This is a genomic window from Streptomyces antioxidans, assembly GCF_000968685.2.
Taxonomy (GTDB): Bacteria; Actinomycetota; Actinomycetes; order Streptomycetales; family Streptomycetaceae; genus Streptomyces; species Streptomyces antioxidans.
Window position 1 is genome coordinate 22,358 of the sequence record NZ_LAKD02000042.1, and the last position, 11,471, is coordinate 33,828.

Here is an 11,471-nt window from a genome sequence, read left to right on the forward strand (position 1 = left end):
ATGTGACCCCGATAGGCTGGCGGGATGACGCGAGAGCAGCCAACGGACGTGACCGCCACTTCCGGTGCCCTTGTCGCGGACTCCCGCGAGCGGGCCGTACGAGCCCTGCTGCGCTATCAGCCGTTGCGACGGCTGTGGAGCGCCCAACTCGTCGGCGGTGCTGGGGACGTGCTCGCCGTACTGGTGCTGGTGCTGCTGACGCTCCAGGCGTCGGTGGCGGCCGACGCCTTCGGCGGCGGGTACCGCGGCGCGGCCTTCGCAGTGGCGGCGGTGCTCGGCGTACGGCTCTTCGCGACCGTACTGTTCGGCGCGGTGCTCCTCGGGCCGCTCGCCACCCTGATCGGCCCCTCCGGGCCACTGGACCGCCGCTGGACCATGGTCGGCGCGGACGGTCTGCGGCTGGTGCTGCTGCTCGTCGCACCGCTGTGGATCGACTGGGCCCCGGCCGACGCCGTCGCCTGGCTGCTCATCACCACCTTCGTCGTCGGCGTCGTGGAGCGCTTCTGGACCGTCGCCAAGGACGGCGCGGCCCCCTCGCTGCTCCCGGCACCGCCCGCCGAGGGCGCCGCCGTGCGGCCGCTGCCCGACCACCTGGACGCGCTGCGCCGCCTCTCGCTCCGTACGAACTTCCTGACGCTGCCGATCGCGGCCGCCGCGCTGCTCGTCGTCACGCTCATCGGCAGGCTGCTCGGCACCGGCGTGGAGTGGTTCCACACCCACCAGGCCGCCCTCGGTTCGTACGTGGGCGCCGGGCTCTTCGCCGCGTCGATCTCGATCCTCACCTTCGTCGAACTGCCCGGCGCGCAGACCAGCCGCACCCGCTCCCCCCTGGAGGGGCTGCGCCGTCCCCGTGCCGCCTCCGGGAGCGGCGCCGACAAGGGCCGCACCGGCGCCGTTGCGCTGCTGGTGCTCGCCTGCGCCGGGGTGGCGGGCGCGATCGCCGCGGCCGTGGGCGTGGCCCCGCTGCAGGCCATGGACCTCGGCGGCGGGCCGGTCGGCTTCGCCCTGCTCGTCCTCGTGCTGACCGGCGGTCCCGCGCTGGGCATCCGCTGGGCCCCCAAGGTCCTCCCGGGTCTTTCGCGGCGCCGGCTGCTGGCGCTGTCGATCGCGCTGACCGGGCTCGCGCTGCTCACGGTGGGCCTGGTGCACGACACCACCACCGTCGTGCTGATCGCCCTGATCGCGGGTATCTCGGCGGGTGTCGCCGCCCACACCGGCCACTCCCTGCTGGACCAGGAGTCCGAGGAGACCCGGCGGCCCCGGATGACCGACCATCTGCAGGCCGTCGTCCGCGTGGGCGTCGGGCTCGGCGCGGTCGCCGCGCCGCTGCTCGCCGCCGCCATCGGACCGCACCGGCTCGGCGGCGGCGACTTCGTCTTCGCCCACGGCGGCGCGGCCTTCACCCTGATGCTGGTGGGCGCGCTGCTGCTGCCCGTCGCCGCGCTGGTCCTCGGCAGGACCGACGACCGGCAGGGCGTGCCGCTGCGGCGCGATCTGCGCGAGGCGCTGCTCGGCGGGGGCGGCGCGGACGAGGGCCCGGCCGCCACCGGCTTCTTCATCGCCGTCGAGGGCGGCGATGGCTCGGGCAAGTCCACGCAGGTGGAGGCGCTGGCCGAGTGGATAAGGGCCAAGGGCCACGAGGTCGTGGTCACCCGTGAGCCGGGCGCGACCGCGATCGGCAAGCGGCTGCGTTCGATCCTGCTCGACGTCTCGTCCGCCGGGATCTCGCACCGCGCCGAGGCGCTGCTGTACGCGGCGGACCGCGCCGAGCACGTCGACACCGTGGTCCGCCCGGCGCTCGAGCGCGGCGCGGTCGTCATCTCCGACCGCTACATCGACTCGTCCGTCGCCTACCAGGGCGCGGGACGGGACCTCGCCGCGACGGAGATCGCCCGCATCTCGCGCTGGGCGACGAACGGCCTGCTGCCGCATCTGACGGTGCTGCTCGACGTCTCGCCGGAGACCGCGCGCGAACGCTTCACCGAGGCACCGGACCGGCTGGAGTCCGAGCCCGCCGAGTTCCACCAGCGCGTACGGTCCGGATTCCTGGCCCTCGCCGCCGCCGACCCGGCCCGCTACGTCGTCGTCGACGCCGGGCAGCTGCCGGAGGCGGTCACCTCCGTGGTGCGCCACCGCCTGGACCAGATGCTGCCGCTGTCCGAGGCGGAGGTGAAGGCCCAGGCGGAGGCCCGTAAGGCCGCCGAGGAGGAGGCCCGTCGCCGGGCCGAGGAGGAGGCCGCCCGCAAGGCCGAGGAGGAGCGGCTGGAGCGCGAGCGCCAGGCGGCGCTCGCCAAGGCCCGCGCCGAGGAGGAGGAGCGCAAGCGGCGCGAGCTGGAGGAGGCCCGCCAGCGTGAGGCCGAGCGGCAGGCGGAGGCCGCCCGCCAGCGGGCCGAGGACGCGCGCCGCAGGGCCGAGGAGGACCGCAAGCGCATCGAGGCCGAGGACCGCGCCCGCGCCGCCGAGGAGGAGCGGCGCCGCCTCGAGGCGGAGGCGGACGCGCTGCGCCGGGCCGAGGCCGAGGCGCGCCGCCAGGAGGAGCAGCGCAAGGCCGAGGAGGCGCTGCTGAGGGCGGAGCAGGCACGGCTGGCGGCGGACGCGGCGTCCTCCGGGCCGGACGCGCCGACCGTGGAGACCGAGACCCCGGCCCCGCCGCCCGAGGACGAGGACGGCCCTCGTGGTACCGACGGAGCCCGGGACGCGGCGTTCTCCCCCGGCACGGACGACCACGGCCCGCACCCGGACGCGACGGAGACGGTCCAGACGCCGAGGTTCGACCCGCGGGCGGAGTACGGCGACGGGTCCGGCCGTCCCGGTACGGGGTCTGCGGCGGCCGACGAGACCGCGGTGCTGCCGCCCGTACCTCCCGCGCCGCCCGTGCCGCCCCAGAGCGCCCCGGACGCCGACGAGACCGCGGTTCTTCCGCCCGTACGGCCCCAGGACGGCCCGGCCGCCGACGAAACGGCCGTCCTGCCGCCCGTGCCGCCCGTCAGGGAGGAGCCCTCCGCCGACCCGGCCGACCGGGTCCCGCCGTGGCTGTTCCGCCCGGACGAGGGCCAGAGCCAGGGCCGGGGTCAGGAGCAGGGCCAGGGGAACGAGCGCACGCGGGAGATGCCGCAGTACGGCCAGAACCAGGGTCAGGGCCATGGCCAGGCGCAGGGCGAGGCCGAACCGCCGCGCCGACGCCGCCGCCCCGATTGGGCCGAGGAGACCCCCCTGGACGACCTCCCGTCCCTGGCCGACGAACTCCTCGGCCCCCGCGACGACGAGGACGGCCACCGCCGCTGACGCCATGGCCGCCCCCGGCTGTCGGCGGATCCTGACGGGGAGCCGTGCCCTTTGGCGTGCGGAGGCCGGGGGCGGAGTGGTGCGCTCCAGCTCCTCGGCTGTTCGGGGAACGGGGTCCCGGGGCGGAGCCGCACTCTCCAGCCCCTCCGGCGTTTGAGGAGCGGGGGCCGGGGCGGAGCCCCGGCGGGGGCTCGGGGGCGGAGCCCCCGGAACGGCGGCGCCAACGGTAGGCGGTGCGTTGGGGTGTCGGTGGGTTGCACCACAATGGGGGCCGTAGGAACGAGCGGCGGAGGCGGTCATGGCGGTGTGGGACGACCTGGTCGGGCAGGACCGAGTCGCGGCCCAGCTCTCGGCTGCCGCCCGGGACGCGGACGCCCTGGTCACAGCGGCCGGTGAGACGGCCGCCGGCCCCGTCGAGGAGCCCATGGCGTCGTCCAAGATGACCCACGCCTGGCTGTTCACCGGCCCGCCCGGCTCCGGCCGGGCCACCGCCGCCCGCGCCTTCGCCGCCGCGCTGCAGTGCGTCAGCCCGGACCGGGCGCTCGGCGGCGCCCCCGGCTGCGGCTTCTGCGACGGCTGTCACACCGCCCTGGTCGGCACCCACGCCGATGTCGAGGTGGTCCGTACGGACATGCTCACCATCGGCGTCAAGGAGACCCGTGAGCTCGTCCGCCGGGCCCAGCTCTCGCCCGCCGGGGGCCGGTGGCAGGTGATCGTCCTGGAGGACGCCGACCGCCTTACCGAAGGCGCGGGCAATGTGCTCCTCAAGGCCGTCGAGGAACCCGCGCCACGCACCGTATGGCTGTTGTGCGCGCCCTCGCTGGAGGACGTGCTGCCCACGATCCGCTCCCGCTGCCGTCTCCTCACCCTCCGTACGCCCCCGGTGGACGCCGTGGCGGACATCCTCGTCCGGCGCGACGGCATCGACCCCGAGCTCGCCGCCTCCGCCGCCCGCGCCACCCAGGGGCATATCGGCCGCGCCCGCCGGCTGGCCACCGACGAGCGGGCCCGCGCCCGCCGCGCCGCCGTCCTGAAGCTCCCGCTGCGCGTCGACGACGTCGGCGGCTGCCTCAAGGCGGCCCAGGAGCTGATCGACGCGGCGGCCGAGGACGCCAAGCAGGTGGCGGAGGAGATCGACGCCAAGGAGACCGAGGAGCTGCGTGCCGCCCTGGGCGCCGCGGCCGGTACGGGCGGGCGGCTGCCGCGCGGCACGGCGGGGGCCATGAAGGAGCTCCAGGACCGCCAGAAGCGCCGTGCCACCCGCACCCAGCGCGACAGCCTCGACCTCGCGCTCACCGATCTGACCGCCTTCTACCGGGATGTGCTGGCCCTCCAGCTCGGGTCCCAGGTGGCGCTCGCCAACACCGACGTACGGGACGGGCTGGAGCGGATCGCGTCCGGTTCGAAGCCCGCGCGGACGCTGCGCCGGATAGAGGCGATCACGGCCTGCCGCCAGGCGCTGGACAGCAATGTGGCGCCGCTGCTGGCGGTCGAGGCGATGACCATGGCGCTGCGGGCGGGCTGAGTCACCCGTACGGGTTCCTCGCTGGACGCATGGAGCGTGTCCGGGTGGATACTCTCCGTAAGGGGGCGAACCGGTCCTATCCCATGGGAACCAGTGCAGGTGATCCATGGAGAACCAGCACAGGGTGATCCATGAGGAGCCAGTACCGGGCGATCCAGGTGATCCGGCCGGCGCGATCCCGCGACTCGACCGCGAACCGAGGGATCAGTCCATGCACACCCGACCCAGCAGCCGCCCGCTCCGGACCCTCGGTGCCGCCCTTACGGCCGCCGCCCTGCTGTCCTCGGGCTGCTCGGCCGACGCCTCCGCGCCGCGCGCCGCGTCGCTGTCGAAGGAGGCCGTCCCCGCCGCACTCAAGCCGTACTACGAGCAGTCGCTGAGCTGGCGCCCCTGCGGCGGCGCGGGCTTCGAATGCGCCACGCTCAAGGCCCCGCTGGACTACGCGAGACCAGGCACCGGCCGGGACCTGAGGCTCGCGGTCTCCCGTAAGAAGGCCGCCGGCACCGGCCGCCGCCTCGGCTCGCTCCTGGTGAACCCCGGCGGCCCCGGCGGCTCCGCGGTCGGCTATCTGCAGAGCTTCGCGGCCGTCGGCTACCCCGCCCGGGTGCGCGCCCGCTACGACATGGTGGCGATGGACCCGCGCGGCGTGGCCGAGAGTGAGCCCATCACCTGTCTGAGCGACAGGCAGATGGACACCTTCACCCAGACCGACCAGACGCCCGACGGCCGCGGTGAGACCGACCGGCTCGTCGCCGCCTACAAGAAGTTCGCCCGCGGCTGCGCGACCCGCTCCGGCCGCGTCCTCGGCCATGTCTCGACGGTCGAGGCGGCCCGCGACATGGATGTGCTGCGCGCCGCGCTGGGCGACCGGAAGCTGACGTACGTCGGCGCCTCCTACGGCACCTTCCTCGGCGCGACCTATGCCGACCTCTACCCCCACCGGGTCGGTCGTCTCGTCCTCGACGGCGCGCTCGACCCGACGCTGTCCTCCCGCCGCATCAACCGCGACCAGACCGCCGGTTTCGAGACCGCCTTCACCGCCTTCGCCAAGGACTGCGTGCGCCGCGTCGGTTGCCCCCTCGGCACCGGCTCCGTGGCCACCGCCCGCGAGCGGCTCGGCGCCTTCTTCACCCGACTCGACTCCCATCCGGCCCGCACCGGCGAGTCCCGCGACCTGGGTGAGCCGCTCGCCACGATCGGCGTGATCTCCGCCATGTACGACGAGACCGCCTGGCCCCAGCTGCGCACCGCCCTCCGCTCCGCGATGGACGGCCACGGCGACGGCCTGCTCGGCCTGGCCGACCTCTACTACGAGCGCGACACCGACGGCTCGTACGCCAACCTCATGTACGCCAACCCCGCCGTCAACTGCCTTGACCTGCCACCCGCCTTCCGCACCCCCGCCGAGGTCAGGAAGTCCATCCCCGACTTCCAGAAGGCTTCCCCCGTCTTCGGCAAGGCCCTCGCCTGGGCGGCTCTGAACTGCGCCTACTGGCCCGTCCGCCCGACCGGCGCGGCCCATCCCCTGCACGCCAGGGGCGCCGCCCCCATCGTTGTCGTCGGCACCACCCGCGACCCCGCCACCCCCTACCCCTGGGCCCGCGCCCTCGCCACCCAGCTCTCCTCCGCCACCCTCCTCACCTACGACGGCGACGGCCATACGGCCTACGGCCGCGGCAGCCGCTGCATCGACGACGCGATCAACACCTACCTCCTCACCGGCCGCCCGCCCGCCCCCCACACCCGCTGCCGCTGACCGGCCCCGCCCCAGCCCAGGCCCCACCCGGCCCTGCCCGGCCCCGTACGGAGCACCCCTCGAAACTGTGTAGACTTAGCGACGCTGCTGCTGCCAATCTGGCGTTCACAGCACGCCGCCTTAGCTCAGTCGGCCAGAGCGACGCACTCGTAATGCGTAGGTCAAGGGTTCGATTCCCTTAGGCGGCTCAGCGAAGAACCCCAGCCCGGACCATGTCCGGGCTGGGGTTCTTTCGGTTTTCGGGGGTCAGTCGTTGATGGGGGGCTCGGGGGACCAGGCGGTCAGGGAGAGGGTGCCGTTGTCGAGGTCCTTGCTGAAGGTGACCGTGCTGTGGGAGTTGCTGCCGGTCGGAGAGATCTGCAGGTACTTCGCGTGGGCGGTGTCGGCGCCGGTGGTGGTCCACACCAGGTCGGCCCAGGCGCTCTTGCCCGGGGCGAGGGTGATCGGGTGGGTGCCCGGGTCGGTGGCGAAGTAGGTGCTGCCGTGGCGGGTGGTGGTCTTGATGGCGGTGTGCCCGGCGCCCTCCAGGGCGAGCCCGGCGTAGCCGCTGATCACGCAGGTCTCGTCGCCGGTGTTCGTCACCTTCAGGAAGGTGCCCCGGTGGTTCATCTCGGCCTGGGAGGTCCCGGCGGAGTCCAGGGTCCCCTTCAGCGTGCCCGGCTGGCATTCGGAGGTCGCCTGGGCCTTGTTGGCGGCCGAGCCCACGGCCGTCGCCTGCTTGCCGGTCTGCTTGCCCGCCTGGCTGTGGATCGAGGCGTCCGACGAGGACGACTTCGCGTAGGACGACGCGTGGGAGGAGGAGCCCCCCTTGGCGTCGGACGAGGAGTCATTGCTCCCGCAGGCGGTGAGGGCGACGGCCGAGGCGGCGGCGATCAACGCGGCCGCACCGGCCTTACGGAAACGGCGGTTGAGAATGTGGTGCGACATGACGACCCCCATGGGCTTCTGGTTGGTGCGGTTCCTGCTCACGCACCACCCATGGTGTCGGCCGCCGCTGGCGTTCTCTTAACGGTCGCTGCCGTTCCGCTAACGCTCGGCTAACGTCCGCCGTTACCGCCCGGGCGGGGTCCAGTCGGCCACGAGGTCGAGGAGGCCGGGGAAGCGGGCGTTGAGGTCGGCGACGCGGACGTGGCTGCGGCGCTCCAGGCCGTATTGGCGCTGACGGGTGATGCCTGCCTCGCGGAGGGCCTTGAAGTGGTGGGTGAGCGACGACTTGGGGCGGTCAAGCCCGAACCAGCCGCAGGTGTGATCGAACTGCTCCGATTCGAGAAGGAGTTTGCGCACGATGCGGAGGCGGAGGGGATCGCTCAGCGCCGCCAGGACCGTTTCCAGACGGATCTCCTCCACCGCCGGTTCCGGGAGCGGGGGCGGGAGGTCCGGGGGTTCGGGGAGTGCCTTGATGGCGGGGTGTCCGTTTTCGGTTGTCCGGGGGGTCATGGGTGGGTCCTGTGGGTTCGCGTGAATCCTGTGGGTCGTGTGGGTCGTGTGGGTCGTGTGGGTCCTTGTGGGGCCTGTGAGTTCTCGGTGCGCGGCTCTTTGTACGAGTTCAATCGTACTGTGTGGTTCCTCGCTGGCCCGATGTCTTTCCGCGGCAAAGAGGCATGAGCGCATGGAGGGTGGGTAGACGGGACCCCAATCAGCCTATGCATGCAGCCGATACAGGGAGTGCGACGGTGAACGACACGGCACCCGCGACGATGTCGATGCTGACAGCAGCGGAAGCTGAGCAGGCACATGACGCTCGCGTAAGTGACATTGCAGTGGATGGAGTTGAGACCGCCGGGCCCCTCGATCTGCCGCAGGTGGACGATCCGGCAAAGGTGGCGCCCAAGGACGCGCGGGCGCTGACCAAGACGTTCCTGGACCGGCTGACGGAGCTGGAGGAGGGGACGCACGAGTACCAGTACGTGCGGAACACCCTCATCGAGCTCAATCTGTCGCTGGTCCGGTACGCCGCCCGGCGGTTCCACAACCGCTCGGTGGAGATGGAGGACATCGTCCAGGTCGGCACGATAGGGCTGATCAAGGCGATCGACCGGTTCGACCTGAGCCGTGAGGTGGAGTTCACGACCTTCGCCGTTCCGTACATCGTCGGCGAGATCAAGCGGTTCTTCCGCGACACCAGCTGGGCGGTGCATGTCCCCCGCCGGCTCCAGGAGTTGCGGATCGACCTCGCCAAGGCGAACGAGGAGCTGTTCCAGCGGCTGGACCGGTCGCCCACCACGGCCGAGCTCGCGGAGCATCTGCGGCTGAGCGAGGACGAGGTCATCGACGGACTGGTGGCCAGCAACGGCTATCTCACCACCTCGCTGGACGCGCCCGCGGAACAGGAGGGCGGCGCCGCCCGCGTGACCACGTACGCGGACCGGTTCGGTGACGTCGACCCGGCCATGGAGGCCGTGGAGAACCTACAGGCGCTCAAGCCGCTGGTGGAACAGCTCGGTGAGCGGGACCGCCGCATTCTGCAGATGCGGTTCGGCGAGGAGATGACGCAGTCGGAGATCGGCACCGAGCTCGGTGTCTCCCAGATGCATGTCTCCCGGCTGCTCAGCCGTGCGCTCGGCAGGCTGCGGCGCGGCATGCTCACGGAGGAGTAGCGGCGGGCGCACCGAAGCGTAGGTGGCCCGGGTACTGCCGCCGCCACCGCCGTCGCGCTGCTGATCACCACAGGGCATGGCTGAAGGGGTCCGGCCGGAGAATCTCCGGCCGGACCCCTTCAGCCATCTTGTGTGGTTTATCCGTGCTGTCTTCGGGCTACCAGCGGTACCACCGCCCTCGGCGACCGCCGACCGTAGGCCGGAGGACGAAGCCGATCAGCCAGACGGCGAGCACGATGACCGCGATCCACCACAGGGCCTTCACGGCGAATCCGGCGCCGAAGAGCAGTAGGGCGAGTAGAAGAACGACAAGCAGGGGGACCATGATTACCAACCTCCTCGCCGCGCCGGGTACCCCTCCGGTAATCCGGCACACCTGATTAATTCATGCTGTTTCGAACACTCCGTTACTCCTGGTGGCCGGATGGCGTGGCGTCCCGCGGTGAGCGGAGGCAGGCTGGAAGGGCAGAGGTCAGAGGGTGATACGTCATGATCCAGCCAGCCGATATCCGTGAGTGGCGCGACCAGGATGTCGTCGATGAGCAGGGCCGCAAGATCGGGGTGCTCGAGGCGATCTACGTGGCCACGTCCACCGACGAACCCGCCATGGCCACCGTCCGCACCGGACTGCCCACCCGCCACCGGCTGGTGTTCGTCCCCGTGGACGACGCGGTGGTCGGGCCGGGCTATGTGAAGGTCTCCTACGCCCGGTCGCTGGTGAAGAAGGCGCCCTCGCTCGGCATGGACGATGTGCTGCCCGCGGAGCAGGAGGGGGCGATCTTCCAGCACTACGGGAAGACGTACCGGGCCGGTCCGGGCGGCGGGCGGCAGCTCGCGCGCCGCTGACGGCCGGGGACGCTTGACGATCGAGGAGAGGTGCAGAGGTGTCTGCCATGGCGCTCTTCCTGTTCCTGGTGATCGTGGCCATCGTGCTCGGCCTCATCGGCTGGGTGGTGCACGGGCTGGGCTATCTGCTGGTCATCGGTGTGGTGGTGCTGGTGGTCGACATCGTCCTCGGGCTGGTGCGGCTGGCGCGGCGGGGCCGGGGGCGTCGGCTCCGATGACGGGACGCGCCGAGGCGTGCGTCCCCTTCGGAGCGCATGCCATCCCGTACGCCCCGGGCACGCTCCGGCCCTCCGGCGACCCGGTGGCGGCCGACCGGCGGGTCCTGGAGCACTACCGGCTGTGGAAGGCGTCCTTCCTGCGGTCGGGCGACGAGGCGGGCGGCCGGGGCCGGGTCGCGGTGTTCACCCCCGACGCGGCGTACCCGTTCGTGGCCGAGGCCCAGGGCTACGGGCTGGTGATCACCGCGCTGATGGCGGGCGCCGACCCCGACGCCCACGCCCTCTTCGACGGCATCCTCCGGCATGTCCTGGCCCACCCCTCCGTGAACCACCCCGATCTGCACGCCGCCCAGCAGGACGCCGAGGGCCGGGACGCCGGCGGCCGGGACTCGGCGACCGACGGCGACCTGGACATCGCGTACGGGCTGCTGCTCGCGGACCGGCAGTGGGGCGGTGACCACGGCGGCCAGGACGCGTATGACTACAAGGCGCTCGCGCTGCGGCGGATCGACGCCGTCATGGAGTGCGAGGTGCATCCCACCACCCGGCTGACCAAGCTGGGCGACTGGTCATCGGGCCGCTTTGACGAGGTCTCCCGTACGTCGGACTGGATGCCGGACCACGTCAGGGCGTTCCGGGCGGCCACGGGCGACCGGCGGTGGGACGAGGTGCTGGACGCGCAGCTTTCGCTGGCCGGGACGCTGTGCGCCCGCCACGCCCCGGCCACCGGGCTGCTCCCCGACTTCGTCGTGGACACCACGTCCGGCGCGCCCGGGCCCGCGCGGGGGCAGGTCCTGGAGAGCCCGCATGACGGCGACTACCACTGGAACGCCTGCCGTGTCCCCTGGCGGCTCGGCGCCGACGCGGTGACCAGCGACGACGTACGAACCCTGGCGGCCGCGCGGGGGCTCAGCCGCTGGGCGAGGACGGCGACCGGCGGTGATCCCGGGCGGATCCGGAGCGGATACCGGCTCGACGGCACGGCCTATGGGGACCCGGGCTCGCCCGCCTTCTTCGCGCCCTTCGCGGTCGCCGCCCTGACGGAGAACGAGGGCGGACCAGCGGCCGAAGGTGCGGCCGACGAAGGGGCGCAGGACTGGCTGGACGCGCTGTGGGCGCGGATGTGCGCCTCCCCTCCCGATCCGGCCCGCGCCTACGCGGCGGGGGTGCAGCTCCAGTCGATGCTGGTGGTCAGCCACAACTACTGGGTGCCCTAGATGAGTGAGTCTGATGTCCTCAGTGGT

Annotated in this window: 10 protein-coding genes and 1 tRNA gene; 8 read left to right on the forward strand and 3 right to left on the reverse strand. The window is 72.7% G+C overall.

Annotated elements, in window-relative coordinates:
• Positions 1 to 24 precede the first annotated feature (24 nt).
• The 4 genes from tmk to VT50_RS17460 all read left to right on the forward strand — a co-directional run bounded on the left by tmk (position 25) and on the right by VT50_RS17460 (position 6,754).
• The gene (tmk, locus tag VT50_RS17445) at positions 25 to 3,285 is read left to right on the forward strand and encodes a dTMP kinase (RefSeq protein ID WP_046084580.1); all 3,261 of its coding nucleotides are present in this window, start codon (positions 25 to 27) and stop codon (positions 3,283 to 3,285) included.
• Between the two features lie 298 nt (positions 3,286 to 3,583).
• Entirely contained in the window at positions 3,584 to 4,810 is a 1,227-nt protein-coding gene (locus tag VT50_RS17450; RefSeq protein ID WP_046084581.1) for a DNA polymerase III subunit delta', read from the forward strand.
• Between the two features lie 211 nt (positions 4,811 to 5,021).
• Positions 5,022 to 6,566 carry an alpha/beta hydrolase gene (locus VT50_RS17455; protein WP_046084584.1) on the forward strand — a complete coding sequence of 515 codons (1,545 nt, stop codon included), beginning with the start codon at positions 5,022 to 5,024 and terminating at the stop codon, positions 6,564 to 6,566.
• Positions 6,567 to 6,680: 114 nt separating this feature from the next.
• Positions 6,681 to 6,754: transfer RNA gene (locus tag VT50_RS17460), tRNA-Thr, on the forward strand.
• A 58-nt stretch (positions 6,755 to 6,812) separates the two neighbouring features.
• Here VT50_RS17460 and VT50_RS17465 read toward each other — a convergent pair.
• Together VT50_RS17465 and VT50_RS17470 are read right to left on the reverse strand one after the other, a co-directional pair.
• Positions 6,813 to 7,535: a DUF4232 domain-containing protein gene (locus tag VT50_RS17465; protein ID WP_240529194.1), complete on the reverse strand. Its 723-nt coding sequence runs from the start codon at positions 7,533 to 7,535 to the stop codon at positions 6,813 to 6,815.
• Positions 7,536 to 7,616: 81 nt separating this feature from the next.
• Entirely contained in the window at positions 7,617 to 8,003 is a 387-nt protein-coding gene (locus VT50_RS17470; protein WP_046084582.1) for an ArsR/SmtB family transcription factor, read from the reverse strand.
• 260 nt (positions 8,004 to 8,263) lie between these two features.
• Here VT50_RS17470 and VT50_RS17475 point away from each other — a divergent pair, with 260 nt between their 5' ends.
• Positions 8,264 to 9,163, forward strand: a complete 900-nt coding sequence (locus VT50_RS17475) for an RNA polymerase sigma factor SigF (RefSeq protein ID WP_420822198.1) — start codon at positions 8,264 to 8,266, stop codon at positions 9,161 to 9,163.
• Positions 9,164 to 9,320: 157 nt separating this feature from the next.
• On the opposite strand, the gene VT50_RS17480 is transcribed toward VT50_RS17475, so the two are convergent.
• The gene (locus VT50_RS17480; RefSeq protein ID WP_046086810.1) at positions 9,321 to 9,488 is read right to left on the reverse strand and encodes a hypothetical protein; all 168 of its coding nucleotides are present in this window, start codon (positions 9,486 to 9,488) and stop codon (positions 9,321 to 9,323) included.
• Between the two features lie 164 nt (positions 9,489 to 9,652).
• Between VT50_RS17480 and VT50_RS17485 the strand changes: the two genes are divergently transcribed.
• Genes VT50_RS17485 through VT50_RS17490 form a run of 3 tightly spaced genes read left to right on the forward strand, consistent with a single transcriptional unit; the run spans position 9,653 to position 11,444 of the window.
• Positions 9,653 to 10,009: a PRC-barrel domain-containing protein gene (locus tag VT50_RS17485; RefSeq protein WP_046086811.1), complete on the forward strand. Its 357-nt coding sequence runs from the start codon at positions 9,653 to 9,655 to the stop codon at positions 10,007 to 10,009.
• Positions 10,010 to 10,056: 47 nt separating this feature from the next.
• Positions 10,057 to 10,227 carry a hypothetical protein gene (locus tag VT50_RS39630; RefSeq protein ID WP_167396610.1) on the forward strand — a complete coding sequence of 57 codons (171 nt, stop codon included), beginning with the start codon at positions 10,057 to 10,059 and terminating at the stop codon, positions 10,225 to 10,227.
• Complete coding sequence (locus VT50_RS17490) at positions 10,224 to 11,444, forward strand: glycosyl hydrolase family 8 (RefSeq protein ID WP_046086812.1); 1,221 nt, start codon at positions 10,224 to 10,226, stop codon at positions 11,442 to 11,444. The genes VT50_RS39630 and VT50_RS17490 overlap by 4 nt, the downstream gene beginning before the upstream one ends.
• The last annotated feature ends 27 nt before the right edge of the window (positions 11,445 to 11,471 follow it).